Genomic DNA, 25,159 nt, shown 5'->3' with positions numbered 1-25,159 from the left:
ATGGATAACGCCTATTCCGACGCGCTGACGGCCCTGCTGCGCGACCACTGCACGCCGGCGCATGTGCGCGCCGTGGAAGCGGGGCAGGGCGCGGCGTCGCTGTGGAACGTGCTGCGCGACAGCGGCTTTGCGGACTGCCTGCTGCCCGAGGACGCCGGTGGCGCGGGGCTCTCGCTGGCGGACGTCGCCCCGCTGTTCTTTACGATGGGCTGGCACGCGATGCCGTTGCCGCTCGCGCAGACGATGTTCGCGCGGGCCGTGCTGCACCGGGCCGGCATCGAATTGCCGGAAGGGCCGATCGCGCTGGCGACGTTTGACGGCGCGCCGCGTACCCATGCGCCGGGTGGGGCGACTGCCGCGTGGTTCGTCGTGCAGGACGGCGGTCAGGGCGCGCTGGTCGCCCGCGAGGCAGCGGACGTATCCGAGACCGGCGTGCACGGCGACCTGACGGTCTCCATCGGCCGCTCCCCGTCAACAACCTTTCCGCTGGCGCCGGGGCTGCTGCGCACGTTGGGCGCCTGCCTGCACGCCGCGCAGATGGCCGGCGCGATGGCGCGCGTCTTCGACATGACCTTGCAGTACGCCAACGACCGCGCGCAGTTCGGGCGGCCTATTGGCAAGTTCCAGGCGATCCAGCATCAGGTCAGCGTGATGGCCGAGCAGGTGGCGGCGGCGCGCGTGGCGGCGCAGATCGCGTGCGCGTCGGACGACGCCTGGCCGGACCGCATGCGCGCAGCGGTGGGCAAGCTCAATGCCAGCGAGGCGGTGACCCCGGTGACCGGCAGCGCCCACGCCGTGCACGGGGCGATGGGCGTGACCGAGGAATACGACCTGCAACTGTTCACGCGCCGCCTGCACGCGTGGCGGCTGGCCGATGGCTCGGAGCGCTACTGGGGCCGGGAGATCGGCGAAGCGGCGTGCGCGGCGGATGCCGGCACGGTCGACCTGATCCGGTCGTGGAGTACCGACGCGGCTTGACGCAGCTACGCCGACGGCACGGTTTCGCGCATCGACGCGCGCTGGTCGAATGTGGCGAACCATTGCGCCAGCGCTGGCGCCTGCGCGCGCCAGTCACGTTCCTGAAAGCGGAAGTCGAGATAGCCCAGCGCGCAGCCGATGGCGACATGCCCGAGCGATACGGCTGACTCGCGCAAGGTGGCCGCTTCGCCGTCGAGCACCGCCAGTGTCGCCGCCAGCTTGGCGGCCCAGGCGTCAAGGATGGGTGCCGATTGCTGCGCCGTCGGGCGTAGCCGCTCGTTGCGCCACAAGACCAGCAGATCGGTCAGCCCATGGCCGATGCCGTGCCAGCGCAGCGCGCGCAGGCGGGCCGCGCGCTCCTGCGGCACCAGCGCCGAGCCGGCAGCGAGGTATTCGCAGATCAGCGTCGATTCGGACAGCACGCCGCCGTCCTCCAGCACCAGCGTCGGGATCTTGTTGAGCGGGTTCACGCCCATCACGTCTGCGTTGCAGGCGGTCATGGCCACCACGGCGTCCGTGCAGCGGATGCGGTCGGCGATGCCCAGTTCGTGCGCGGTCACCATCACGCGCCGCACGAACGGCGAGCGGGGCGACCAGTACAGCGTCATCGTGCTCATGTCATTCTCCGTGGATGTTGTGTTCCTTGACCACGCGGCCCCACTTGGCGGTGTCGTTGCGGATCAGCGTGGTGAACTCGGCGGCGCTGCCAGGGGCGGGGACCAGACCAAGTTGTTCAAGGTTTGTGCGCACGCCGGGGTTGTCCAGCGTGCGGCGCAGCGCCTCGTTCACGCGCTTCACCACATCAGGCGGCGTGCCGGCTGGCCCCATCATCCCGTACCAGTTGCTGGCCTCTACGTTGGCGATGCCCAGCTCGCCGAGCGTCGGCACATCGGGCAGGAGGCCGAGCCGCTTCGGCGCCGCCACGCCAATCGGCCGCAGCCGCTTGCTGGTGATGAACGGCATCAGCCCGGACGCATCGCCAAAGAACGCATCCACCTGACCGCCGAGCGTGTCGGTGATGGCCGGTGCGGCGCCCTTGTAGGCCACGTGCAGGAAGTTCACGCGCGTGGCTGCCTTGAACAGCTCGATGGTCATATGCGGCATGCTGCCGACGCCGGTGGAGGCCAGGCTCGGCGGCTTGGCCGCCTGCTGCGCCTGCTTGACGAATGCCGCAGCGTTGGCGGCGGGCGCGTCGGGCTTCACGACCAGCACTTCGGGCGTGTTCACCACCAGCGAGATCGGCGTCAAGTCCTTCTGCGGGTTGTAGGGCAGGCTGGCGTAGAGCGACGGGTTGATGACGATGGCCCCGGCGCTGGTCAGGAACAGCACCGAGCCATCGGTGGGCGACTTCGCCACGAAGCTCGCCGCGATGGCGCCGTTGGCGCCGGGGCGGTTGTCGATGACGACGGTCTGCTTGAGTTCGAGTTCCAGCTGGCGCGAGATGGCGCGCGCCAGCGAATCAGCAGGGCCGCCGGCCGGGAATGCGACAACGAGCCGCGTGATGGGCGCCGCGTGGGCGACGGGTGCAGTGGCAAGGGTGGCCAGCGTGGCCAGGGCCGCGAGCGCGAACGCCGGGGCAAGCATGCGGATGCGCATGGGGGTCTCCTCCAGATTGACAGGGTCGGTGGCGCGCGGGTCTAGCCGCCCACGGCGCCTTGCGTGTTGACGTACAGCGAATAGATCGACGTGCAGGACGCCATGAACAGCCGGTTGCGATGCCGCCCGCCGAAGCAGAGGTTGGCGCAGCGCTCGGGCAGCGAGATATGGCCGATGGCCTCGCCCTGTGGCGAGAACACGCGCACGCCGTCCAGTTCCGGCGTGCCCATGCCCCAGCCGCACCAGAGGTTGCCGTCCACGTCCACGCGGAAGCCGTCCGGCGTGCCGGGGCCGGCATCGACCAGCACGCGCGACTCGCCGAGCCGGCTGCCGTCGCCGCTGACCTGGAAGGCGCGGATGCGGCGCGGGCGGGCGCGCGATTCGATCACGTACAGCGTGGATTCGTCGGGCGAGAAGGCCAGGCCGTTCGGCCCGCTGACGTCGTCGGCCATCACGGTGGCGGTGCCGGTAGCGGGATCAAAGCGGTAGATGCGCTCCGGCTGCTCGGCTTGCGCGCGCTCGCCCTGGTAGTAGCCGGCGATGCCGAACGGCGGATCGGTGAACCAGATCGAGCCGTCGGACTTCACCACCACGTCATTGGGCGAGTTGAGCGGCTTGCCGTCGACGCTGTCAATCAGCACCGTGATGCGCCCGTCATACTCGGTGCGCGTGATGCGGCGGCCACCGTGCTCGCAGGTGATCAGGCGGCCCTGGCGGTCACGCGTGTTGCCGTTCGCATGGCCGGAGGGCGCGCGGAACACGCTTACCGCGCCGGTTTCTTCCTCCCACTTCATGATGCGGTTGTTCGGGATATCGCTCCAGAGCAGGTAGCGGCCATCGCCGAACCAGACCGGGCCTTCGTTCCAGCGCCCGCCGGTGGCGATGCGCTCCACGGCGGCCAGCACCAGGCGGTAGTGCTCGAAGGCGGGCTGCAGGACCTGGACGGCGGCGTCCGGATAGCGGCCGATGGGCATGCGGTCGTTGTCGTGCATGGGGGTTCCTGTTTCAGGCATAGAGCCGGGCGGGGTTGTGGCGCAGCACGGCGTCGGCGGTGGCGGCGTCGCCGCACAGCGCGCGAATCCAGGCCAGCAGTTGCGCCTCGTCGGGCCGGGGATAGCGGATGTTCGGGTGCGGCCAGTCGGTGCCCCAGATCGCGCGGTCCGGCGCGGTGTCCAGCAGGGCGCGCGCTACGCGCACGGCATCGAGATAGGGCGCGATGCCGTCGGTGATGCGGTCAGGCCCGGAGAGCTTGATCCACAGGTGGGGCAGGGCGAGGGTCTCCTGGAGCCGCGCGAAGCTGGCATAGGCCACGCCGTCGCGCGCCTGCACGCGTGCCATGTGGTCGATCACGAGCGGTACGCCCAGCGGGGCCAGCACCGCGAGCGCGCCCAGTACATCGTCGATCTGGCCGTGTAGCAGCGCGTGCCAGCCGTACGGGCGAATCCGCTCCAGCACGGCGCGCATCTGGCCCATGTCCGGCGCGCCGCCGAGGTGGGACATCAGGCCGAGGCGGATGCCCCGTACACCGCGCGCCGCCATGTCGGCAAGCTGGGCTTCGTCGATATCGGGATCGATGGTCGCAATGCCGCGATAGGCCCCGTCGGTCGTATCCAGCGCGGCAAGCAGCGCGCTGTGATCGTTGCCATAGCAGGCGCCCTGCACGATCACGCCATGGGCGATGCCGAGCGCGGCGTGGATCGCCCGGATCTCGGCAAACGGCGCGGGCGGCGGCGTGTAGATGGGGTTGGGGGGCAGCGGATGGGCGTCGTAGGGGCCAAAGATATGGAAGTGGCAGTCCCAGATGCCCGAGGTGCTGGCGGCAGAAGTCGGCATATTGGTGTCAGTCGGAGCGCGCGCCGGTTTCCTTGACCACGCGGGTCCAGCGCGCATATTCGTTGCGGATCAGCGCGCCGTACTGCTCTGGCGTGCCGCCGGTGGCTTCGGCGCCCTGCGCGTGCAGCGCGGCGAGCGTGTCGGGGTCCTTCAATACGGCGGCCACCTCGCGGTGAATCCGTGTAACGACGGTAGTGGGCAGGCCGCGCGGCGCCACGATGCCCTGCCACGTGCCGGAGTCGAACCCGGGCGCGATGGTTTCGGCCAGCGTGGGCACATCGGGCAGCACGGAGACGCGCCGCGCCGTGGTGGCCGCAATCGCGCGCAGCCTGCCGTCCTGGATGAACGGCAGCGCGGCGTTGAGGCTGCCGGACATCATGAAGTCCAGCCGGCCGGAAAGCAGGTCTGGCAGCGCGGCGGCGTTGCCCTTGTAGGGGATATGGTTGAACTGCGTGCCCGTGCGCGCGGCAAACAGCACGCTGGTCAGGTGGTCGATGGTGCCGTTGCCGGACGAGCCGAAGCTCATCTGCCCGGGCCGCGCCTTCAGTTGCGCGAGGAAGTCCTTGGGCGTGCGGATCGGCGAGGCGGCGTTGACGATCACCACCAGCGGCACCGTGGCCACGTACGCCACCGGCGTGAAGATCTCGGTCGGATTCAGCGCGGGCTTCTGGAACAGCGCCGGCGAGATGGCGATCGACGAGCTGTTGTAGAGCAGCGTGTAGCCGTCCGCGGCGGACTTGGCGACCTGCTCCGCCGCGATATTGCCGCCCGCGCCGGGCCGGTTCTCGACCACGACCTGCTGGCCCAGCCGTTCCCCAAGCTTGCGCGCGATCACGCGGGCGATGATGTCGGTGGGGCCGCCCGGCGAGAACGCCACGACCATGCGGATCGGCTTGTCGGGGTAGGTGTCGGCCTGGGCGGCCTGCGCGAAAGAGGGAAGGCCGAGGCTGGCCGCCAGGAACGTGGCCAGCAGGATGCGTCGCCGGGAAGCGGCGGCGCGCGGTGTCGATGCCATGAGCGGGTGTCTCCTCTATCTGTTTTTATATGCTGCTCAGTCGCAGCGCACGCTCATCCCGCCATCGACGACGATCTCGGTGCCGGTGACGAAGCGTGCTTCGTCCGAGGCGAGGAACAGGGCTGCGTTGGCGGTGTCGCGCCCGTCGCCCATGAAACCGAGCGGGATGCGGGCCTGGCGCTGGGCCAGCAGGGCGTCCACGTTGCCGCCGGCGCGCTGGCCGGCCAGGCGGGCTTCGACCATCGGCGTATGCATCTGGCCGGGAATCACGGTGTTCACGCGTACGCGTTTCGGGGCGTACTGCACGGCCACCACGCGCGAAAACTGGATCACGGCGGCCTTGGCCGAGGCGTAGCCCACCTGCGCGGCGCCAGTCCAGCGGATGCCGGACGTGGACGCCGTGTTGACGATGGCGCCGCCGCCCTGTGCCTCCATGTGCGGCAGCACGGCCTTGCAGGTCAGGAACACGCTCTTGAGGTTGAAGTCGAGCTGGGCGTCCCAGGTCTCCTCGCTCAGTTCCACGGGGCCGCCCTTGGCCGAGCCGCCCACGTTGTTGACCAGCACGTCCACCCGGCCGAAGCGGGCGATACAGGCATCGACCATGGCGTTGACCGCGGCGGCGTCGGTCACGTCGCAGCAATGGGCTTCCACGTCGCCGTCGATGGCGCGCACGCGCTCCAGGGTTTCGGCCATGGCGTCGGCGCTCTTGTCGACGGCGAAGATGCGCGCGCCTTCCTCGGCAAACCGCACGGCAACGGCGCGGCCGTTGCCCCAGCCCGGGCCGACGCAGCCCGCGCCGGTCACGATGACGACTTTGCCTTCGAGTCTCTTGGACGATGTGGATGACATGTTTCGGGATTCCTGTTCAGAGCGGATCGAGTTCGCTGGGCGTGCCTTCGGGCGGCACCACCTCGAACGCGTTGATGGTCATCGAGATCAGCGTGTAGTAGCCGGCGAGGCCGACGAGGTCCACCACGCCGTCCTGGCCGAGCACGTCGATGGCGTGCTTGTAGAGCGTGTCGGGAATGCGGCGCGTCTGGTCGAGGCTCTGCATCACGGCATGGACCACGGCCTCGTCCTCGTTGGCGAAAGCCGGGGTGCGGCCGGTGCGGATGGCTTCGACCACCTCAGGCTGCACGCCGGCCTTCAGCGCCAACGGCTTGTGGGCGTACCACTCGTACTCGGCGCGCCAGGCGCGGGCCATGCAGAGGATGGCCAGCTCGGACAGGCGCGGCGGCAGGGAGGAGTGGTAGCGGCAGTATTGGCCCAGCGCCTGGGCGGTGGCGGCGAGCTGGGGGCGTTGCAGCCAGACCGCCAGCGGTCCGCGGACGCCACCGCGCGGGCCGCCGGCAATGGTGTCGTGCACGGCGCGCTGGGCAGGGGTCATGGCGTCCAGCGCCAGGTTGGGGATGCGGGGCATTGCGCCTGTCTCCGGAATTGTAGGGTTGTCTTGGAATCCGGCCATTGTGCAAATGGCGTTTGGATGCGTCCAATATATTTTTGGGAACAGACTGATTCCAAAATAGAATGACTTGCGCCGCTGTCCGGTGGCGCACGCAAGGGGCGGGAAGCATGAAAGCGACGATGGAGATTCGGGACCTGCGCATGTTCATGGCGCTGGCGGAGGAACTGCATTTCGGCCGCGCGGCGGAGCGGCTGCGCATCTCGCAGCCGCCGCTGACCAAGCACATCCAGCAGCTCGAGGAACAGCTTGGCGTGATGCTGTTCGACCGCAACAAGCGCAGTGTGCGGCTGACGCCGGCCGGCGCGGCGCTGGTGCAGGAGGCGCGGCGCATCCTGAATCAGGCCGAGGTGGCCTTGCAGGTGGTGCGGCGCGCACAGCAGGGCGAGACCGGCACGCTGCGCATCGGCTTCGTGGCGGCAGTGGTCTACATCGGCATCGAGGCGCTGTTCGCCCGGCTGCATCGCGAACTGGCGGGCGTGGAAACGGTGTGGGAGGAGATGGGCTCGTCAGAGCAGGTGGAGGCGCTGCGCAAGGACCGCATCGACCTGGGCTTCGCGCAGGTGCCGATGGGGGTGGGCGAGATGGCGGCGCACCTCGTGGCCAGTGTGCCGCTGGCGGCGGCGCTGCCCGCCACGCACCGGCTGGCCGGTCGGGCGAAGATCGACGTGGCGGCGCTGGCCGACGAGCCGTTCATCGTGATTCCCCGGGAGAGCGCGCCGGGCTACTTCGACCTGACGGCGGCCACCTGCCTGGCCGGCGGCTTCAGCCCGAACTTCCGCCACTACGCCAAGCACCTGCTGTCCGTCATCAGCCTGGTGGCGCTGGGCCGGGGCGTGGCGCTGGTGCCGCGCACGCTCGGCACGGCGGCGGTGCCCGGTGTGGTGCTCAAGCCGCTCACCGGGCCGCCGGCGCACGCGCAGTACTCGGCGATCTGGCATCCGGGGAACCCGTCGCCGGTGCTGGCGCGTGCGGTGGAATTGCTGGGGGCGGGCGGCCTCAGATGATCGTATCGACCACGCCGCCATCCACCCGCAGCGCCGCGCCGGTGGTGGCCGATGCCTGCTTCGAGCACGCGTAGACGATGATATTGGCCACTTCCTCCACCGTGGCCGCGCGCTGGATCAGCGACGAGCTGCGGTGCGCCTTGACGAAGTCGGCCGCCACTTCCTCGGCGCTCTTGCCGGTCTTGGCAATCTCGTCCTTGAGCATTGCCTCCACCCCTTCGGACAGCGTCGGCCCCGGCAGCACCGCGTTGACCGTCACGCCGGTGCCCGCCAGCCGCTTGGCCAGCCCACGCGAGATGGCCAGCTGGGCGGTCTTGGTGACCCCATAGTGGATCATTTCCACCGGGATATTGATCCCGGACTCCGACGCGATGAACACGATCCGGCCCCATTTCCGGGTGGCCATGCCTTGGGCGTAGGCGCGCGAGAGCCGCACGCCGGTCAGCACGTTGACGTCGAAGAAGCGCGTCCATTCGCTGTCGGGGATGTCGAAGAAGTCCTGCGGCTGGAAGATGCCGAGGTTGTTCACGAGGATGTCGAGGTCGGGATGGGTGCCGACGAGCTTGTCGCACACCGCCGCATCGACCAGATCGCCGGCAAAGCCTACCGCCTGGGCGTCTGGCACGGCGGCTTTCAGCTTGGCCAGCGCCTGTTCCACGCTGGCGCTGCTGCGGCCGTTGACGATGACGCGCGCGCCGGCCTCGGCGAGCCCCTTGGCCGTGGCAAAGCCGATGCCGGCCGTGGAACCCGTGACGAGGGCGGTCTTGCCCGATAGATCGATCTTCATGGCGACTCCATTCAACTGGGTGGAAAGAAAGGAACGGGCCCCGCGCGGGGCAACCCGACAAGTGTAGGAGGAAATGAAAAGGGCCGCGTTGCCGCGGCCCTTCCGTCACTGAGTCACTGGCTGTCCGGTATTAGTGGAACAGCTTCAGCGCCTGGGTGATGGTGTTGGACACCCCCCAGACCAGCGGCACCAGCACATAGAGCCAGAACACCGCCAGCAGACCCGTATTGGTCGGTTGCGCGTTGAGAGATTGGTTTTCCATGGATGACTCCGTTCTAGATACTTAGTGCGCGCCGCCCGCCACACCGGCCATGCCGGCCACGTCGGCGTCGCTCATGTGGTGCTTCTCGCTGACGCGCGAGACCAGCAGGTTGGCCAGGAAGCCGATAACCAGCAGGGCGGCCATGATGTGCAGCGTCATCGTGTACGCCGCGCCACCGGTCACGCCGTGCGCCACCTGGTATTCGCGGATGTAGTTCACCAGCACCGGACCGGCGATGCCGGCGGCGGCCCAGGCGGTCAGCAGACGGCCATGGATGCCGCCCACGTAGGCCGTGCCGAACATGTCGGCCAGGTAGGCCGGGATGGTGGCGAAGCCGCCGCCGTACATCGACATGATGACGCAGTAGGCCAGCACGAACAGCGCGATGCTGCCGGCGCCACCCAGTTGCGGCACCAGCCAGTACAGCACGGCACCCAGCGCGAAGAACACGAAATAGGTGTTCTTGCGGCCGATCCAGTCCGACGACGAGGCCCAGAAGAAGCGGCCACCCATGTTGAACAGCGACAGCAGGCCCACGAAGCCCGCGGCGGCAGCCGGGGTGACCGAGCCCTTGAAGCTTTCCTGGATCATCAGCGAAGCCTGGCCGAGCACGCCGATGCCGGCGGTCACGTTCAGGAACAGCACCACCCACAGCAGGTAGAACTGGGGCGTTTTCAGCGCCTGGTCGATGTGCACGTGGTTACGCGTGATCATCTTGTTGGTGGTGACCGGCGGGGTCCAGCCAGCAGGCTTCCAGCCGGGCGGCGGGACGCGGATGGCCAGCGAGCCGATGGTCATCGAGATGAAATAGCCCACGCCCATGACCAGGAAGGTCTGGGTCACGCCGACCGAGGTGGCGCTCTTGAAGGTGTTCATCAGCGCCACGGACAGTGGCGCGGCGATCATCGCGCCGCCGCCGAAGCCCATGATGGCCATGCCGGTGGCCATGCCGCGGCGGTCCGGGAACCAGCGGATCAGCGTGGAGACCGGCGAGACATAGCCGAGGCCGAGCCCGATCCCCCCGAGCACGCCGTAGCCGAGGTAGAGCAGCACGATCTGGTGCGTATAGACCCCGAGGGCCGAAACCAGGAAACCGCCGCCGAAGCAGCAGGCCGCCGTGAACATGGTCTTGCGCGGGCCCACGCGTTCCAGCCATTTGCCGGCGAAGGCGGCGGAAATGCCGAGGAAGAAAATGGCCAGCGAGAAAATCCAACCCAGCGTGGTCAGTTTCCAGTCGTCAGCCGCAGATTCGGTAATACCGATGACCTTGGAAAGGGGGGCATTGAATACCGAGAAAGCATAGGCCTGGCCAATGCAGAGGTGCACCGCCAGCGCGGCGGGCGGGACCATCCAACGGGAAAATCCCGGTTTGGCGTAGGTCGCTTCCTTGGAAAAGAACGGCGCTCGCCCGTAGGACGGGCTGCCACCATCGTTGATCACGCTGCTCATGTTGAACATTCTCCGGGACATGGGAATACCGGGTAGTTCGTCCCCACTGGCCTGGCGCGCCCGGCTGCTCTGGCGGCAGCGCGGTTGACCCCGTCACGCCCTGGACGAATTACCCCCAGAAATGTCGGTGCCCCCGGGCTTTGAGAGGGTTTGTGGCCCCGGGGCGGTCCGACAATTACTACACGGTGGAAACGGGGGCCGCACACACCGGACGTGCGTGCGCAACGGACCTGGGGGGTCCGGCATCGAGGGCGAAGGAAGGCGTGCTGCGTCCCGTTTCGAAATGACTCATTTGGATTTCCAGATTGGGGCGTGCAATATATGTCGCGAATAACATATATCACCGTGGAAAATATTATTCGCCGAACCTTATCCGCCCTTATTCAGGACTTCAATAGGCTAAAGATGACATATTCCCGTTGCGCGTGAATTGCGGGCGTTGATCGGGAATTGGACTGGATGGTGCCCTGGGGGCGTGGGATTTTTGCCACATGACCGGGCCACCCGGCAGTGCGGATGGCCCGGGTACATCAGGACATCAACCCAGCTTGACGCTGGTGGCATCCGCGGTCAGGTAACCGACGGCGGAGCCGAACTTGTCCTTGTAGTTGGCACGCACGAGCGGATCGAGCGTGGTCTTCACGCCGGCGGGCATGGTGCTGATGAATTCACCCGCGTGCTGGAAGTTGCTCATGATGTAGGTCCAGCCGTTGAGTTCGTCCACGGCGTGCAGGCCCGTCGACTCGCCGCCAGACGGCACCGACATCAGGCGGCTCAGCTTCTTCGTATCGATGTTGTACGCCCACAGGAAGTTGTTGGCGTGCTGGCCGCTGTCTTCGCCGATGAACAGCGTGCGCAGCTTTTCCGAGAACTTCAGGTTGTCCGGGTTGCCGATCGTTTCCGGATCCGCCGTGTTGCCCAGCGCGTCAGCGGCGATGTCCTTGCCGGCGATCAGCGCCTTGGTGTGCACCGGCACCCATTCGCTGCTGATGGCAGCGCCGCTGGTGTCGGTCTGGCCACCGGTCAGGTTGTGCTGCATCACCACGCCGGCCTTCAGCGCGGCCGGCACGCTGATGTTGCTGGCGGCGTTCCAGCCCTTGGCGTTGTTCAGCACCATCGAGTCCTGAACGTTCTGCAGGGCGGAATAGGCGATCTTGTCCTTGATGTTGACCGTGGTGCCTTCCATCTTGGTGAAGCCCATGCTGCCGCCGGCCAGGTAGGCGTAGCGGTGGGTTTCCAGGAACGCGGCGACGTGCTCCTTGCCCGGCACGACCTTGACCCATTGGGCAATGCCGTTCGCGAAGATCTTGGTGTAGCTGGCGTCCACCGGGTCCGCCCACTTCACGTCCATGATGTCCTGCGGACGGTGCGACTTGGCCATGGCTTCCACCTCGGCGCTGGTGGCGTGGCCGAGCTTGATCCAGGTCAGCGCGGCGCCAGCGGCGGCCGGATCGACCGAGAAGCCCGAACCCACCTTCGCCACGTACAGCGTGCCGGCGGACAGGTCCTTCTCCTTGTCGGCGATGAACATGAACATGGCGCTGTTGGTGGCGTCATCGCCCATCAGCACGGTGCGGTTGTCCGGCATCACCTGCACGAGTTCGTGCGAGATGCGGCCCAGGCAGTAGTGCTTCTTGATCGAGCCTGTGCCGTCCGCGTTCACCGTGACTTCCGGCAGGTGGCCGTACAGGTACGGGTTCAGCGGAATGCTCCCGTTGCCGTACAGGTTGGTGGAGTACTTGGCGTACTGCGCGATCAGGGCGGCGTCCGTGGTCCACGGGTCCGGCTCGTACTCTTCGCTGGAAAGGTGGGTGTTCCACGGCGACAGGCTCGCGCCGCAGGTAATCCACAGGCCGTTGGCGCTGGAGGTGTCGACGTTGTGGTACTTGACCAGCGACAGCTTGCCGGTGGTCGGGTTCTGGTCGAGCGTGAGGATGGCGATCGGCGACGGCAGGCAGCCGTAGGTGCTCACGCCGGCCTGGTCGGCCGTGTTGTATTCGAACTGGACCACGGCGAACACGGTGTTGCCGGTCACGCCGGCCACCTTGGCACCGTCGATCTTCAGCAGCGACGTGCCGTCCGGCGAGTCGGAGAAGAACTGGCGTTCCTTGCCGGCCACCGAGACGTCCGTGATCGGCTGGTTATTGATGTTGACGTAGCCGCCGGCCAGGATCTTGCCGCCGTTGCCGTCAGGCACCTGGTCGCCGGTGATGAAGAACGGCTGGTAGGCCAGCTTGTAGGTCTGGCTGGTGCCGTCGCTCATGGTCACCTTGAGCGACGAGCCCACCGTGGTGGTGGACATCGCGGCCGGATCGGCCAGCGTCGGCGCGGCCATGCCCGTGAATTCGGCGGAGGCGAACGTCGCGGGGGTGGCGCCCGGCGTGGCGGGCGTGTTCGGCGTACCCGGCGTGGCAGCGTCGCTGTCGCCGCCGCAACCGGCCAGCAGGGAAATGGAACCCATGCCCAGCGGCAGCATCGGCGCGCCGGCGAGGAGTTTCAGGGCCTTGCGGCGCGATGCGTTGAGTTTGTCCAGCATTTTCTCGTCCTTTTTTGTGTGGTCGGCAACCCGATGGCAAGGCTCGCCATGTCGCCGAGTGGGAACGACCTCTAATCGTTCAGGCCGGACGCCATGCTATGAACGGAGTGTGACAAGGTGTTGAAAGCGCAATAACCATCACTTGATTGCGCACCCGGGGCGTCGCAAAAGTGCAAAAAAGGTGGGCGATCATGGTCGCCCCAAATGTCTCTCAACCTGGAGTGCCGGGTATGCATTGATGTACAGACATGATGTAACGAAACCGTCATTTGTGATCGCTAGTATCTGCCCCGGCAAGTCGCCGCCGGGACAACAGAAGCCCGGCGGTCTCCCTGACAACTGGAGGTCTCTATTCATGTCGTACATCACCGATAAGTTCCGCGCACCGCGCCGCGAAGCCCAGGGCTCGGTCACCGTGCCTGGCCAGACGCTGGAGGAAATCGTTGCCGCCAACCCCGAGCGCCGCAAGGTGCTGCGTGGCGGGCTGGGCCTGTCGCTGCTGTCGGCATTCGGCAGCGGCAGCCTGCTGGCGGCCTGTGGTGGCGATGATGATCCCGCTCCGGCTCCCGCGCCGGCGCCGGCTCCTGGACCCGGCGCGGCCCCAACGCCGACCCCGGTGCAGCCGCTGGACTACAGCATCAACTTCACGCCGGTGGCCGACAAGGTGACCGCCGACACCGTGACGCTGCCGACCAACTACTCGTATACCGTGCTGTTCTCGGCGGGCGACCCGGTGGAAGCGGGCTCGGTGGGCTACACGGGCGCGTTCCAGTCGTCGGCCGAAACCGAGCGCCAGGCCGGCGGCAACCACGACGGCATGCACTACTTCGAGATCCCGGGCACGGACCCGCAGAAGGGCGGCCTGCTCGTGATGAATCACGAAGCCATGGATAGCGCCATCCTGTTCCCGGGCTCGTACAACGCCGGCACCGCCACGCCCGAGCAGAAGCGCCTGGCGCTGTCGTCGGTTGGCGTGTCCGTGATCGAGGTCGAGTTCGTCGCCAACACCTGGCAGGTCAAGAAGAACTCGACGTACAACAAGCGCTACACCGGCAACTCGCTGTATCGCGTCTCCGGCCCGGCCGCCAGCGTGGTGGGCGGTACCGTGGTCGGTACGCTGAACAACTGCTCCAGCGGCCACACGCCGTGGGGCACCTACCTGACCTGCGAAGAAACCACCGATAACTACCTGGACCCGACGCAAGCCGAGGAAGGCTACGGCTGGGTGGTGGAGATCGATCCGCTGCAGCAGATCTCGGGCATGCCGGTCAAGCGCACCGCCATGGGCCGCTTCGACCATGAGAACACCGCGTTCATGACCGATTCGAGCAATCGCGTGGCGTTCTACATGGGCGACGATGGCACGCCGGGCTGCATCTACAAGTTCATCCCGAGCACCGCTTTCGACGCGACCAATCGCCTGAACAACGCCAGCCTGCTCGACAACGGCACGCTGTACGTGGCCAAGTTCAATGCCGACGGGTCGGGCGACTGGATCGAACTGACCCAGGGCAAGAATGGCCTCGTGGCGGGTGCCTCGGACCCCGGCAATTTCACGCAGTCGGTCGTGCCGCCGGCGCCGGTGGCAATCGACTTCAATACACAGGCCGACGTGCTGATCAACACCAAGGCCGCCGCGCGCGTGGCCGGCGGCACGCTGATGGACCGCCCGGAGTGGATCACGGTGGGCCTGGACCGGACGATCTACTGCACGCTGACCAACAACGGTGGCCGCCAGGTGACCGACGCGGCCAACCCGCGCGTGACCAACTCGCACGGCCACATCGTCCGCTGGAAGGAAACCGGCGATTCGCCGCTGGCGGTCAAGTTCACGTGGGAAATCCTGCTGCTGGCCGGCGACCCGTCCATCGCGGCGGCGAACCTGAAGGGCAACATGGTGGGCGACACGTTCTCGAGCCCGGACGGCATCCGCGTGGACCCGAAGGGCCGCCTGTGGGTGCAGACCGATGCGGGCACGGGCACCAGCGTGACCGACATCTTCGGCGCCAATTCGATGCACTACGTGGATCAGGCCACGCGCGAGGTGAAGCGCTTCCTGGTCGGCCCGCACGGCTGTGAAATCACCGGTCTCGCGTACACGCCGGATCTGACGACGTTCTTCGTGAACATCCAGCATCCGAACGACAAATGGCCGAGCGCCAGCCTCCCGGCACGCTCGTCCACGGTCGTCATCCGGCACAACGAAGGCAAGCCGATCGGCGCCTGATACAGGCGCACGGGCGGCATAGTGGGTGCCGCCCGATCGGCACATTGACACGCCGCGGTCCGCAGGGATCGCGGCGTTTTTTTAGGTTCGGCACGCTTAGAACTTGTGGCGAACCCCCACACGCGCCACCACCTGTCGCGTCGTGGACGACTGGCTTCCCGTTGCGCCGTCATAGACATCGGCCCGGGCACCACCTGCGGATTGCTGATAGATGCCCATCAGATAGACGTCGGTGCGCTTCGAGAAGTAGTAGTCCAGCAGTGCGTTGAGCTGATGGTACTTAGGGCTCCCGCCCGTGGCGTCGACCTTGGCCCGTGTAAAGGTGTATCCGAGCGTCGTCTGCAGGACTGGCGTGAAATAGTATCGACCCCAGATTTCGTAGTTGTCGAACTTCACGGTATTGCCGGTGACGCCGTTGGCATCGTCAAAGCTGACATGCGAGAAGTCCATGCCGATAAGGCCGGCCTGGCCGAACGAATAGGTGCCGCCGGCCGCGTACGTTTCCATGTTCGAGGGATTGCCGACATAGCCGAACGGCCCACGACCCGATACGCCAGGATTCGTCGTGCTGGGGGCCCAGTTGCCATCGGGAAACTGGGTCGCCGGGTTGCGTGCGTAGAAGTATGCGGCGCCAAGATAGACGGGGCCGCTGCCATAGCTGGCGCCCGCGCCGACCGTGCTGTTGCCGCGATAGTTGCCCGCCTGCTCGCCGAATGCGTAGAGTGCCTCGAAGGTAAGCCCGCCCAGCGGCGCGGTGACGTACTTGACGGCGTTACTGACGCGGAAACCGTTGTTGCTGTTGTCGATGTCACCCGCATGGGAGAAGAAGGCGCCGCTCGAGCCGTTCATCACAGCCGGCTGCACCAGGTCGGCTACGGGATCGTACTGGCGGCCGACAGTGACGGTACCGTATTTGCTGTCGGATAGCCCGACATACGCCTGCCGGCCGAAGATCAGGCCACCTTGTCCAAGCTTGCCGGTATCGACATTGAAGCCGCTTTCGAGTTGAAAGATCGCCCTGACGCCCTGGCCGAGATCTTCCGCGCCCTTTATCCCCCAGCGACTCCCCTGGGCCACGCCGCTCTGTACCTGCCAGAACTGGTGCCCGCCTGCATTGTTGGTAAAGGTGATGCCTGCGTCGATAATGCCATACAACGTCATGGCATTTTGCGCCGACACGGGGCTCGCCGCTGCACTCATTAATCCCAGTGCGATAAGCGACTTCTTCATATTATGGTCCTCCGAGATACTAGTGGAAAGGTATGCGCGCAAGCATCCGGGAGAGATGTACCATTATGGAGTGCTGTTCCATAATGGTGCAGGTGTTGTGGGCGGATGCACCGGATTTGAGCTTCTCTTTTCTCTTGAGCCTTGTCCGGAGAACGGTTATCCAGAAAATCTCGATGCCGTCTTGTGCGTGGCCGGATTTTTCACGTCCCCATATTCGCAGTCCACTCATTTACCTTCTTGATACAGAAGCGGAGCTTATAGGTGTATATCAGGGAAATTGAGGCATTTCGGGCGGTCATCACGTCGGGATCGACCGGCAAAGCGGCCCGGTTGCTTGGGGTGTCCCAGCCGGCCGTGAGCCAGGCCATCCGCAAGCTTGAGGAGTTGGCCGAATTGCGTCTGTTCGACCGGATTGGCGGCCGCCTGCAGCCGACCCAGGAAGCGCACGCGCTGATGACGGAGGTGGACAAGTTTTTCGTCGGCTACGAGGCTATCGAACACCGCATCCGAAGCCTGAGAATGTTCGGCGTCGGGCGGCTATCGGTGGCCTCGTACCCAGCCTTCGGCGTTTCCTTCGTGAGCCGGGCAATCGCCGCCTTCGCGCCGCAAAAGCGAGATGTGCGAATGTCTCTGCAGGTCGGCAGTTCGAAGGAGGTCTTCCAGCTCGTCTCCGCTGGCCTGGTTGATTTCGGGCTCATGAATGATGAGGTGGCGACCCAGAGTGTCGAACATTCGGTGTTTTCGACGTTTTCCGGCGTGGTTGCCATGTCGCCTGAACACCCGCTGCGCGCGCGGCGGGTGATTCAACTGGGCGACCTCGCTTCGGACGCCTTCATCGACATGAACCCGGAGGATCTGGGTAGGACTCGCCTCGAGAGCGCGCTGGTCGAACATGGCGTGACGCTCCGCCGTGTCATCGAGACGCCGCTCTCGGCGACTGCCTGTGAGTTGGCACTGGCGGGAGTTGGCCTGGCGCTGGTCAATCCGATTGCGGCGCTGGACTATATGGCGCGCGGACTTGTGGTCCGCCGCCTGGCAGTGGCGATCGATGCGCGCACGCTGCTCATCATGCGACCGGGGCGGCCGGTTTCCACGAACGGGCAGGAGTTCCTGAGGTACCTGCGCCTGCAACTTCAGTCTGAGACCGACAAAATCAACAGATATCTGGATGCCTAATCCCGCCCCCGGCCGGAAAGCTTATCCAATACCCTGATGGGGATTCCACTGATTGCGATATTCCAGATAGCGAATATCTGGATTTTCCCGGGCGCAAGGCAAGGTGATATGGCTCATTGGCCAATAAGCCAGGCTTCTCGATTGAAAAGTCCCGCAGGTGGATGGATTTGAAATCGTGGTGAAAAATGCTGGCACATATTCACTGGCATTGAAAAATGAGCACGCCACCGGCCGACTACCGTAACCAACCTTTTGAGAGTCTTTCTCCTGGTGTATTCAGGGCGTCCACGATCGTATTCGATTCGTATGAAGATTTCGTTGCGCGAAAATCACGCCAGCCAGATGGATTCAGCTACGGGGTGACTGGTACCCCGACCCACCGCGAGCTGGAGGGCAGGATCGCGGCGCTGGAAGGCGCCAGCCACTGCGTCGTTGTTCCGTCTGGGCAGGCCGCGCTGGTCAGCGCGATCATGCCATTCGTCAAAAGCGGCGACCACATCCTGATTTCCGACGCGTGCTATGGCGGCCTGAAGGCCTTCGCGGGCGACTGGCTGGCCCGTCTTGGTGTGGATGTCGATGTCTATCCGGCCGACATCGGCAGCGACATCGCTTCCTACATCCTGCCGTCGACACGGATGATCTGCCTCGAGTCTCCGGGGACGGTGTCGATGGAAATGCCCGATGTACCGAAAATTGCCGCCGAGGCCCGGCGGCGCGGCATCCTCACCATGATGGACAACACCTGGGCGAGTCCGCTTGGGTTCCAGCCGCTCCTGCATGGTGTGGACATGAGTATCGAGGCCGCCACGAAGTTCTTCGGCGGGCATTCCGACCTGCTGATGGGTGCGATCAGCACGAACGACTTCACGCTGTACGAAAAACTGCGCGAGGCGCAAGCCACCCTGGGCCTTGCCGTGAGTGCGGACGACTGCTTTTTGGTGTTGCGCGGTCTGGAGACGTTCCCCTTGCGCTTCGCCGAGCAGGGCAGGCGCGCACTGGAGGTGGCGCAATGGATGCGGCACCACCCAGTTGTCGATCGCGTGCTGTTCGCTGCCTTGCCAGACGACCCCGGGCATACGATCTGGAAGCGGGACTTCACGGCTGCCGGGTGCCTATTCTCATTCGTGCTCAAACCTGCCCCGGAACAGGCGGTCGCAGCGTTCTTCAACGCGCTCAAGGTGTTTTCGATCGGTGCAAGCTGGGGCGGGACGCATAGTCTGATCGCGTTCTACCCGGCAGGGATCCAGAAGGCTCGCAGATTCCCACCCACCGACCAGCCGATCTTCCGCGTGTCTATTGGTCTTGAGGACACGCAGCGACTCATCGCCGACCTTGAGCACGGCTTCGAACAGTATGCCGGCCATCGGCTGGTCTGATTTCCCCCCCCCCACACACACTCACAGCAACAGGATAAAAAATGAAACGTTGGCCTCTGACAATGCGACTCAGGCAGGCACTCTTGGTGGGTGTGATGATGGGCCTATGGCCGGCCGCTCACGCTACCGATCTCCTTCCGAAGATCAAGGCAGACAACGTGCTGCGTGTGGCCAACACCCAAAGCAGCCCGCCGTGGAGCATGCTCGACGAGAAGAACCAGCCTGCCGGCTACGACGTCGAGATCGCCAAGGAAGTGGCACGGCGCATGGGTGTACAGAAGGTCGTGTTCATCGCCGACTCGGGAAAGAACTTCATCGAAGGCCTGAAGGCGGGTAAGTACGACGTGGTCATGAACGACCTGACCCCGACGGTCGAGCGCAGCAAGCAAGTGGACTTCGGCACGCCGTACGGTGCGGAGGACTTCCGGATCTTTGTGCGTGCCGACACTACGACCATCAAGGGACGTGGCGATCTCGGCGCGAAACGCGTCGGCGTGACAACGGGCTCCAGCAACGAATCCTGGGCACGCAAGCATCTCACGTCTTCCGAACTGCGGTCCTACGACAACGGCGGACTGCTGTTCAGCGATCTCGCCAACGGGCGCATCGATGCGGTGATCGTGTCGCATTTTGGCGGGCTGCGATACGCGACGGTCAACAAGCTTCCCCTGAAGGAGGTCGGCGAACCGCTGACCTACCAGCTCTCGGCGCCTGCGCTCGCGAAGAACCAGCCAGCCCTGGCGGCGGCGATCAACAAGGCAATTGGCGAGATGCTGGCGGATGGCACGGTCGACCGGCTGGCGAAGCGGTGGGTAAGTCATGACTATGACATGCGTGGTGCCATTGCCAGGGCAAACGAAGACAAGGAGTAAGTGATGGGCGAGCTATTCCTCCGTTCGCTGCCACTGCTCAAGGACGCCGTCCTGATGACGCTGTTCCTGGGGCTCGGCGCGTTCACGCTCGGGTCGATCCTCGGCCTGCTGCTGGCCCTCGCCCGGCTCTCCCGCTTCGTTGCGCTGCGGGCGTTGGCCTTCGCTTACGTGTCGGTTTTCCGGGGCACGCCGCTGCTCGTACAGATCCTGCTGCTCTATTTCGGATTGCCGCACTACGGTGTGACGCTCGACCCGATTCCCGCTGCACTGCTTGCACTCACGCTGTTTGCCGCGGCCTATCTGAGCGAGAACTTCCGGGCGGGTATCGGCGCGGTGGACAAGGGCCAATGGGAAGCCGCGATGTCGCTCGGCATGGGGTACTGGAAGGCCATGTCGCGCGTGATCCTGCCGCAGGGTCTTCGCATTGCCATTCCGCCCGTGGGCAGCCGCATGATCGCCCTGATCAAGGATACCTCGCTGGCGTCGACGATCACGGTGGTGGAGTTGACCCGGGTCGCCGAGCAGGTCGGCGCGACCACCTTCCGGTACATGGAAATGTTCCTGATGGTCGGGCTTATCTATTGGGTAGTGAACCAGATCCTGACGATCCTGCAGACAGTGCTGGAAAGCAGGGCGTCGAAGCGTTATCTATGAACAATACGGAAGCAACAATCTGCGTACGTGGCCTGACCAAATCATTCGGTGGAACGCCGGTACTCCTTGGCGTCGACTTCAGCGTCGCCAAGGGCGAGGTCGTCGTGATCATGGGACCCTCCGGGTCTGGCAAGACCACGCTGTTGCGCTCGCTGAACTTTCTCGAGCAGCCCGACGCCGGATCCATACGGGTCTGCGGCACGGAAGTCGAGTGCTTTCCGAATCGGCAGCTCTCGCGCGAGAACAGGAAGCGGATCGCCGCGATCCGCCAGCGATCCGCGATGGTGTTTCAGTCGTTCAACCTCTTCCCGCATCGCACGGTTATCGAGAACGTGATCGAAGGCCCGGTGAGTGTCAAGAAGGTCGACCGCAAGGTGGCCATGACACGGGGAATGGCGCTGCTGGAGCGTGTAGGGTTGAGTGCCAAGGCCAATGAGTATCCGTCACGCCTGTCCGGTGGCCAGAAGCAGCGCGTGGCCATTGCACGCGGCCTGGCCATGGATCCCGATGTGATCCTGTTCGATGAGCCAACGTCCGCACTCGACCCCGTGCTCCGCGAGGATGTGCTCGTAGTCATGCGCGAACTGGCGCGGGAAGGCATGACGATGCTGGTGGTGACACACGAGGTGCGTTTCGCTCAGGACGTGGCTGACCGCGTCGTATTCATGGAAGGTGGCGTGGTAGTGGAAGATGCGCCTCCGCAGCAGTTCTTCCGCGGCAACGACAATCCTGGCGTGCAACGGTTTCTGAATCTCATTGCGAGTTGAGCCGGCGCTGGCCGCGACACGCGGGAGGAGATCGACCCGCCAGGCGCCGCCAGCTCAGGGCTTTCTCCCCTTGACCGCCCCTGCCTTCACCTTCCACCCCGAAAACACCACATCCAGACACTCCAAAGACGTACACGCATCCCGCTGCTTGCGGAACGCCGCCACATCCGCGTCCGTAATCTTCTGCTCCCGCAGCAACCGCTGCTGGTCCGCGAAGATCCGGCGGTAGCCCATGGATAGCAGCGCGTGGTCGCAGATCAGGCGGTGGGCGGGGAGGGCGGTGGCGGCCAGGGCGGGGTCGCAGTCGAGGTCGATGCCTTCGGCGTGGGCGGCGAGGGTGCCGGTGGCGAAGCTCAGGAAAATGGTCAGCCGGATCAGCGATCTACGGAAAATTCGATGCATATGACGATGGCGGCGCGTGCGTGCGCCGGCGCGCTGCGGGTTCCAAAGCGGCGATCGTAGCACCGCTGCGGGGGATGACCGCGGGCATCGGGGCGACGGTCTTAGGGGAACTACTACCCCGTCTGACCAGTCAATTGTTGCGTTCGGTTACAATGCTGTACCGCAGCAACGCCGGTACTGGTGCGTGTTCTGCAAGAACCCCAGCGCCGTCCCGGTGAGTGCCCCCAATCGCCCCAACGCCCATCGCGCCCCCGTTTTGAGACGTTTCATCCTCTTCGTGCTGACTGCCCTGTGCTTGTCCGCGCTGTCCTTTACGGCAGCGGCGGGTGCGCTCGCGGGCACGCCGAAGGTGGAGGCGGCCATGCCGGACTATGACGCGATGCTGGCAACCGGTGACGACCTCGCCCAGATCGTCCTGCCCGGCGATGCCGCGCTGGAGGCCGAGGCGCTGTTCGACAACGCGCCGCCGCCCGGCTACTGCAATATCTGGTCGGCCGATCTGCTCGACCCGCTGGACCTGCTCGATGAAATCGAGGAATCCAGCGCGCTGTTCGATCTCCCCGACATGAAACTGGCCCAGTCGATCGACGACGTGGCGCCCATCCTGCCGGGACGCTCCGCATCCCAACCGGACGGCCTGTTCCGGCCGCCCAATCTCCTCGCCTGATCTCCCGGGCCACCCCGCGCGCTGTCTCTGACACGGTCGCCTCTGTCTTCATGGCATTGAGCGACTACTCTTAACCAGCCGTCCGTCGTCCCGTCCATTGCCCCTGAGCGCCCCCAAGCGTCCGTGATCCGAGCCGTCACGGCGTGATGCCATGCAGGTCCTCTCGCGCCCGCCGCAGCCGAGGACGCGCCTGGCCATCGTGGCGGCGTCGGGCAGTTGTATCGCTCGATTGATTCCGACATGACTATCAATAAAACGCTGACCTGGGTCGCGTCGCTATCGCTGGTAGCGGCGCCGGCAATGGCCGCGCAGCCTGTGCCCGGTGGCTCCGCCGCCGCGCCCAAGGTGGCGCAGTCCGCCACCACCAAGCCTGCCGCGCCGTCCGGCCCCGTGACGCTGCCGCGCGCCGCCTCACCGGCCACGATGGCCGCTGCCGACAGCTTCGACCTGCCTTACCTGCTCTCGCTGGCCCAGTCCACCAACAAGGGCGTGGAGGCCGCGCAGGCCAATGTCGATGCCGCGTCCGCGGCCATCAGCACCGCGCGGGCCTATCCGAATCCTCAGGTCGAAGTGATGTACGGTCGACTTCACGGCAAGGAGGCCGGTGTCGCCAGCGGCAACGCGCCGTCCTACGCCTTCGTCCAGAAGTTCGACTATCCGCAGCAGCGCAGCCTGCGCCAGGAGATGGCCGGACGCGGGTTCGAAGCCTCGCAGGCCGTGCGCCAGGGGTTCCGCAGCGACCTCTCCGCGCGCGTGAAGACCTCGTACTACCAGGTGCTGCGCCGCGAGACCGAGCTGGCCGCCGCGCAGGAAGACCTGTCCCTGATGCGCCAGATCCATTCCCGCGCCAAGGTGCGTGTGGACGTGGGCGAAGCGCCGCGCTACGAGCTGATCAAGGCCGAGACCGAACTGCTGGCCGCCCAGAAGACGCTCCAGACCACCGAGCTGCGCGTCGAGCAGGCCAAGACCGCGCTGCGCCAGCAGGTGGGCGGGGCGCTGCCGTCGAACTTCCGCCTGACCGGCACCCTGGGCAGCGCGCCGGATGTGCCGAACCTGCCCGTGCTGCGCGACACCATGCAGGCCGGCAACGCGGAACTGGCCCAGCGCCGCATGGAGCTGGAGCGCGCCCGGCTGGGTGTGGACTACCAGCGCTCGCTGCGCTGGCCGGAAGTGGCCGTGCGTGCCAGCACGGATCGCCAGCCCGACAACAACGTGTCGCAGATCGGCCTGGTCATGACGATTCCGCTGTGGGACCGCCGCAGCGGCCCGGTGGGCGAGGCGGCGGCGCAGGCCACCCAGGCCCGCACCGCGCTGGAGGCGCGCGAGTTCGAGCTGAACCAGGAGCTGGAAACCGCCTACCGCCAGTACGAGATCACCCAGGCGCAGGTCACGGCGCTGGAGTCCGGCATCGTGCGCGAGGCCGAGTCCGCGCTGGGCGTGGCCGAGGCCGCCTACCGCTTCGGCGAGCGGGGCATTCTCGACTACCTGGACGCGCAGCGCGTGCTGCGCAACGCCCGCAGCGAACTGATTTCCGCGCAGTACGAACTCCAGGTTGCCGCCATCCAGATTGAAAAGCTTATGTCGACCGCCCCCGGCACCGCTGCCGGTGTCGCACCCGGTGCGCCCGGTGCACCCGCTGCGCCGTCGATGTCCGACTCCCCGAATCCGCCGACTCCGAACTGATCATGCGCCCCCATCATCCCTATCGTCCACGTGGCCTGCTTTCCCTGATCGCCGCCGCGGTCATGCTGATGGCCGTGGCCGGCTGCTCCGATAAACCCGAGCCGACCGCCGAGGCGCCCAAGTTGCCGCCCGGCATCGTCAAGCCCGAAGAGAACCTCCAGAAAACGCTGAAGGTGGCGCCCGTCGCCACGTCCCCGTTCAGCGAGATGCTGCGCGTGTCCGGCCGCATCGATTTCGACGAACAGCGCGTGTCCCGCATCGGCGCCAGCGTGACCGGCCGGGTGACCGACCTGTACGGCATCCTCGGCCAGGAGGTCAAGGCCGGCCAGGTGCTCGCCCGCCTGCACAGCAGCGAGCTGGGCGCCGCCCAGATGGCCTTCCTGAAGGCCGAGGCGCAGAGCACGCTGCAGGCCCGCAATGCCGAGCGCGCGCGCCAGCTGTTTGCCGCCGACGTGATCGGCCGCGCCGAACTGCAACGCCGCGAGAGCGAATACGCCATCGCCGCCGCCGAGATGCGCGCCTACCGCGACCAGCTGCGCGTGCTCGGCATGTCCGCGGCGTCGATTGCCACGCTGGCCAAGAGCGGCAGCATCGACTCGTACTCGCCGGTCTACTCCAGCATCCAGGGCACCGTGGTGGAGCGCAACGTGGCCCAGGGCCAGGTGGTGCAGCCCGCCGACGCGCTCTACACCGTGGCCGACCTCTCGCACGTCTGGGTAGTCGCCGAGGTGCCCGAGCAGCAGGCCGCCCAGGTGGCCGAGGGCCAGAGTGTCGATATCGATGTGCCGTCGGTGGCCAATGGCGCCGGCCGCATCACGGGCAAGCTGATCTACGTCGGCCGCACCGTGAACCCGCAGTCGCGCACGGTGCTGGTGCGCACGGAACTCGAGAACAAGGAAGGGCGCCTGAAGCCCGCCATGCTGGCCAGCATGCTGATTGCAGGCAAGCCGGTGGACCAGCTCGTGGTGCCGGAGTCCGCCGTGGTGCGCGATGGCAACGACGAGCAGGTCTACGTGGAGACCTCCCCGGGCCAGTACCGCATCACCAAGGTCAAGCTCGGCGCCGAGAGCGACGGCATGCGCGTGGTGCAGGGCGGCATCAAGCCGGGCGACCGCGTGGTCGTGGAGGGCGCGTTCCATCTGGACAATGAACGCAAGCGCCTGGAACAGGGGTAAGCGGC

24 protein-coding genes are annotated in these 25,159 nt (G+C 66.0%); 11 read left to right on the top strand and 13 right to left on the bottom strand.

The genetic code is table 11. From position 1 onward, the window contains the following. Positions 1-978, top strand: a complete 978-nt coding sequence (locus tag AC1DEL_RS07785; protein WP_441592796.1) for an acyl-CoA dehydrogenase family protein — start codon at positions 1-3, stop codon at positions 976-978. Between the two features lie 5 nt (positions 979-983). Here the strand turns inward: AC1DEL_RS07785 and AC1DEL_RS07780 are convergent, their stop codons facing one another. Genes AC1DEL_RS07780 through AC1DEL_RS07750 form a run of 7 tightly spaced genes read right to left on the bottom strand, consistent with a single transcriptional unit; the run spans position 984 to position 6,842 of the window. Continuing rightward, the gene (locus AC1DEL_RS07780) at positions 984-1,595 is read right to left on the bottom strand and encodes a glutathione S-transferase family protein (RefSeq protein ID WP_477125684.1); all 612 of its coding nucleotides are present in this window, start codon (positions 1,593-1,595) and stop codon (positions 984-986) included. 1 nt (position 1,596) lies between these two features. Beyond that, positions 1,597-2,574, bottom strand: a complete 978-nt coding sequence (locus AC1DEL_RS07775; RefSeq protein WP_477125683.1) for a Bug family tripartite tricarboxylate transporter substrate binding protein — start codon at positions 2,572-2,574, stop codon at positions 1,597-1,599. A gap of 41 nt (positions 2,575-2,615) precedes the next feature. Continuing rightward, the gene (locus AC1DEL_RS07770) at positions 2,616-3,566 is read right to left on the bottom strand and encodes an SMP-30/gluconolactonase/LRE family protein (protein WP_092294688.1); all 951 of its coding nucleotides are present in this window, start codon (positions 3,564-3,566) and stop codon (positions 2,616-2,618) included. A 13-nt stretch (positions 3,567-3,579) separates the two neighbouring features. Beyond that, positions 3,580-4,407, bottom strand: a complete 828-nt coding sequence (locus AC1DEL_RS07765; protein WP_177219916.1) for an amidohydrolase family protein — start codon at positions 4,405-4,407, stop codon at positions 3,580-3,582. A gap of 7 nt (positions 4,408-4,414) precedes the next feature. Beyond that, positions 4,415-5,422 carry a Bug family tripartite tricarboxylate transporter substrate binding protein gene (locus AC1DEL_RS07760; RefSeq protein ID WP_092294692.1) on the bottom strand — a complete coding sequence of 336 codons (1,008 nt, stop codon included), beginning with the start codon at positions 5,420-5,422 and terminating at the stop codon, positions 4,415-4,417. Positions 5,423-5,458: 36 nt separating this feature from the next. After that, the gene (locus AC1DEL_RS07755; RefSeq protein ID WP_441643729.1) at positions 5,459-6,271 is read right to left on the bottom strand and encodes an SDR family NAD(P)-dependent oxidoreductase; all 813 of its coding nucleotides are present in this window, start codon (positions 6,269-6,271) and stop codon (positions 5,459-5,461) included. Positions 6,272-6,287: 16 nt separating this feature from the next. Continuing rightward, positions 6,288-6,842, bottom strand: coding sequence for a carboxymuconolactone decarboxylase family protein (locus tag AC1DEL_RS07750; protein WP_477125682.1), 555 nt, complete (start codon positions 6,840-6,842; stop codon positions 6,288-6,290). 152 nt (positions 6,843-6,994) lie between these two features. Between AC1DEL_RS07750 and AC1DEL_RS07745 the strand changes: the two genes are divergently transcribed. Beyond that, a complete protein-coding gene (locus tag AC1DEL_RS07745) occupies positions 6,995-7,891 on the top strand; it encodes a LysR family transcriptional regulator (protein ID WP_477125681.1) in 897 nt (298 codons plus the stop codon). Here the strand turns inward: AC1DEL_RS07745 and AC1DEL_RS07740 are convergent. The 4 genes from AC1DEL_RS07740 to AC1DEL_RS07725 all read right to left on the bottom strand — a co-directional run bounded on the left by AC1DEL_RS07740 (position 7,884) and on the right by AC1DEL_RS07725 (position 12,925). Next, positions 7,884-8,678: an SDR family NAD(P)-dependent oxidoreductase gene (locus AC1DEL_RS07740; protein ID WP_092294700.1), complete on the bottom strand. Its 795-nt coding sequence runs from the start codon at positions 8,676-8,678 to the stop codon at positions 7,884-7,886. The genes AC1DEL_RS07745 and AC1DEL_RS07740 overlap by 8 nt on opposite strands. 130 nt (positions 8,679-8,808) lie before the next feature. Continuing rightward, entirely contained in the window at positions 8,809-8,940 is a 132-nt protein-coding gene (locus AC1DEL_RS07735; RefSeq protein WP_092294702.1) for an MFS transporter small subunit, read from the bottom strand. A 21-nt stretch (positions 8,941-8,961) separates the two neighbouring features. Further along, complete coding sequence (locus tag AC1DEL_RS07730; protein ID WP_441592791.1) at positions 8,962-10,389, bottom strand: L-lactate MFS transporter; 1,428 nt, start codon at positions 10,387-10,389, stop codon at positions 8,962-8,964. Positions 10,390-10,927: 538 nt separating this feature from the next. Further along, positions 10,928-12,925: a PhoX family protein gene (locus AC1DEL_RS07725; RefSeq protein ID WP_477125680.1), complete on the bottom strand. Its 1,998-nt coding sequence runs from the start codon at positions 12,923-12,925 to the stop codon at positions 10,928-10,930. Positions 12,926-13,280: 355 nt separating this feature from the next. On the opposite strand from AC1DEL_RS07725, the gene AC1DEL_RS07720 reads away from it, so the two are divergent. Beyond that, positions 13,281-15,152 carry a PhoX family protein gene (locus AC1DEL_RS07720; protein WP_477125679.1) on the top strand — a complete coding sequence of 624 codons (1,872 nt, stop codon included), beginning with the start codon at positions 13,281-13,283 and terminating at the stop codon, positions 15,150-15,152. 96 nt (positions 15,153-15,248) lie between these two features. Here AC1DEL_RS07720 and AC1DEL_RS07715 read toward each other — a convergent pair whose 3' ends face one another. Beyond that, positions 15,249-16,382, bottom strand: a complete 1,134-nt coding sequence (locus tag AC1DEL_RS07715; protein ID WP_092294708.1) for a porin — start codon at positions 16,380-16,382, stop codon at positions 15,249-15,251. Between the two features lie 261 nt (positions 16,383-16,643). Here AC1DEL_RS07715 and AC1DEL_RS07710 point away from each other — a divergent pair, with 261 nt between their 5' ends. From AC1DEL_RS07710 to AC1DEL_RS07690, 5 genes are all read left to right on the top strand, one after another. Beyond that, positions 16,644-17,558 (top strand): LysR substrate-binding domain-containing protein, encoded by a 915-nt coding sequence (locus AC1DEL_RS07710; RefSeq protein ID WP_092294710.1) that lies wholly within the window; start codon positions 16,644-16,646, stop codon positions 17,556-17,558. Positions 17,559-17,773: 215 nt separating this feature from the next. Then, complete coding sequence (gene metC, locus AC1DEL_RS07705; RefSeq protein WP_477105269.1) at positions 17,774-18,934, top strand: cystathionine beta-lyase; 1,161 nt, start codon at positions 17,774-17,776, stop codon at positions 18,932-18,934. A gap of 41 nt (positions 18,935-18,975) precedes the next feature. Next, positions 18,976-19,806 (top strand): transporter substrate-binding domain-containing protein, encoded by an 831-nt coding sequence (locus AC1DEL_RS07700; protein ID WP_092294714.1) that lies wholly within the window; start codon positions 18,976-18,978, stop codon positions 19,804-19,806. A gap of 3 nt (positions 19,807-19,809) precedes the next feature. After that, the gene (locus tag AC1DEL_RS07695) at positions 19,810-20,460 is read left to right on the top strand and encodes an amino acid ABC transporter permease (protein WP_092294716.1); all 651 of its coding nucleotides are present in this window, start codon (positions 19,810-19,812) and stop codon (positions 20,458-20,460) included. After that, on the top strand, positions 20,457-21,227 hold the full coding sequence (locus AC1DEL_RS07690; protein WP_477125678.1) for an amino acid ABC transporter ATP-binding protein: 771 nt from the start codon (positions 20,457-20,459) through the stop codon (positions 21,225-21,227). The genes AC1DEL_RS07695 and AC1DEL_RS07690 overlap by 4 nt, the downstream gene beginning before the upstream one ends. Before the next feature lie 54 nt (positions 21,228-21,281). Here the strand turns inward: AC1DEL_RS07690 and AC1DEL_RS07685 are convergent, their stop codons facing one another. After that, positions 21,282-21,629, bottom strand: coding sequence for a hypothetical protein (locus tag AC1DEL_RS07685; RefSeq protein ID WP_477107212.1), 348 nt, complete (start codon positions 21,627-21,629; stop codon positions 21,282-21,284). A gap of 256 nt (positions 21,630-21,885) precedes the next feature. On the opposite strand from AC1DEL_RS07685, the gene AC1DEL_RS07680 reads away from it, so the two are divergent. The 3 genes from AC1DEL_RS07680 (at position 21,886) to AC1DEL_RS07670 (ending at position 25,154) form a co-directional block, all read left to right on the top strand. Then, the gene (locus AC1DEL_RS07680; RefSeq protein ID WP_092294720.1) at positions 21,886-22,296 is read left to right on the top strand and encodes an auxiliary protein of the heavy metal cation-transporting efflux system HmyCBA; all 411 of its coding nucleotides are present in this window, start codon (positions 21,886-21,888) and stop codon (positions 22,294-22,296) included. 240 nt (positions 22,297-22,536) lie between these two features. Beyond that, positions 22,537-23,979: a TolC family protein gene (locus tag AC1DEL_RS07675; RefSeq protein WP_477125677.1), complete on the top strand. Its 1,443-nt coding sequence runs from the start codon at positions 22,537-22,539 to the stop codon at positions 23,977-23,979. Between the two features lie 2 nt (positions 23,980-23,981). Next, positions 23,982-25,154: an efflux RND transporter periplasmic adaptor subunit gene (locus AC1DEL_RS07670; RefSeq protein ID WP_092294722.1), complete on the top strand. Its 1,173-nt coding sequence runs from the start codon at positions 23,982-23,984 to the stop codon at positions 25,152-25,154. Positions 25,155-25,159: the final 5 nt, after the last annotated feature.

The organism is Cupriavidus sp. 10L43_2 (assembly GCF_056395265.1).
This window is presented reverse-complemented; position numbering and strand designations above follow the sequence as displayed.

Coding starts and splice junctions, on each gene's coding strand:
- AC1DEL_RS07785 (WP_441592796.1), top strand. CDS start 1: ATGGATAACGCCTATTCCGACGCGCTGACGGCCCTGCTGCGCGACCAC.
- AC1DEL_RS07780 (WP_477125684.1), bottom strand. CDS start 1,595: ATGAGCACGATGACGCTGTACTGGTCGCCCCGCTCGCCGTTCGTGCGG.
- AC1DEL_RS07775 (WP_477125683.1), bottom strand. CDS start 2,574: ATGCGCATCCGCATGCTTGCCCCGGCGTTCGCGCTCGCGGCCCTGGCC.
- AC1DEL_RS07770 (WP_092294688.1), bottom strand. CDS start 3,566: ATGCACGACAACGACCGCATGCCCATCGGCCGCTATCCGGACGCCGCC.
- AC1DEL_RS07765 (WP_177219916.1), bottom strand. CDS start 4,407: ATGCCGACTTCTGCCGCCAGCACCTCGGGCATCTGGGACTGCCACTTC.
- AC1DEL_RS07760 (WP_092294692.1), bottom strand. CDS start 5,422: ATGGCATCGACACCGCGCGCCGCCGCTTCCCGGCGACGCATCCTGCTG.
- AC1DEL_RS07755 (WP_441643729.1), bottom strand. CDS start 6,271: ATGTCATCCACATCGTCCAAGAGACTCGAAGGCAAAGTCGTCATCGTG.
- AC1DEL_RS07750 (WP_477125682.1), bottom strand. CDS start 6,842: ATGCCCCGCATCCCCAACCTGGCGCTGGACGCCATGACCCCTGCCCAG.
- AC1DEL_RS07745 (WP_477125681.1), top strand. CDS start 6,995: ATGAAAGCGACGATGGAGATTCGGGACCTGCGCATGTTCATGGCGCTG.
- AC1DEL_RS07740 (WP_092294700.1), bottom strand. CDS start 8,678: ATGAAGATCGATCTATCGGGCAAGACCGCCCTCGTCACGGGTTCCACG.
- AC1DEL_RS07735 (WP_092294702.1), bottom strand. CDS start 8,940: ATGGAAAACCAATCTCTCAACGCGCAACCGACCAATACGGGTCTGCTG.
- AC1DEL_RS07730 (WP_441592791.1), bottom strand. CDS start 10,389: ATGAGCAGCGTGATCAACGATGGTGGCAGCCCGTCCTACGGGCGAGCG.
- AC1DEL_RS07725 (WP_477125680.1), bottom strand. CDS start 12,925: ATGCTGGACAAACTCAACGCATCGCGCCGCAAGGCCCTGAAACTCCTC.
- AC1DEL_RS07720 (WP_477125679.1), top strand. CDS start 13,281: ATGTCGTACATCACCGATAAGTTCCGCGCACCGCGCCGCGAAGCCCAG.
- AC1DEL_RS07715 (WP_092294708.1), bottom strand. CDS start 16,382: ATGAAGAAGTCGCTTATCGCACTGGGATTAATGAGTGCAGCGGCGAGC.
- metC (WP_477105269.1), top strand. CDS start 17,774: ATGAGCACGCCACCGGCCGACTACCGTAACCAACCTTTTGAGAGTCTT.
- AC1DEL_RS07700 (WP_092294714.1), top strand. CDS start 18,976: ATGAAACGTTGGCCTCTGACAATGCGACTCAGGCAGGCACTCTTGGTG.
- AC1DEL_RS07695 (WP_092294716.1), top strand. CDS start 19,810: ATGGGCGAGCTATTCCTCCGTTCGCTGCCACTGCTCAAGGACGCCGTC.
- AC1DEL_RS07690 (WP_477125678.1), top strand. CDS start 20,457: ATGAACAATACGGAAGCAACAATCTGCGTACGTGGCCTGACCAAATCA.
- AC1DEL_RS07685 (WP_477107212.1), bottom strand. CDS start 21,629: ATGCATCGAATTTTCCGTAGATCGCTGATCCGGCTGACCATTTTCCTG.
- AC1DEL_RS07675 (WP_477125677.1), top strand. CDS start 22,537: ATGACTATCAATAAAACGCTGACCTGGGTCGCGTCGCTATCGCTGGTA.
- AC1DEL_RS07670 (WP_092294722.1), top strand. CDS start 23,982: ATGCGCCCCCATCATCCCTATCGTCCACGTGGCCTGCTTTCCCTGATC.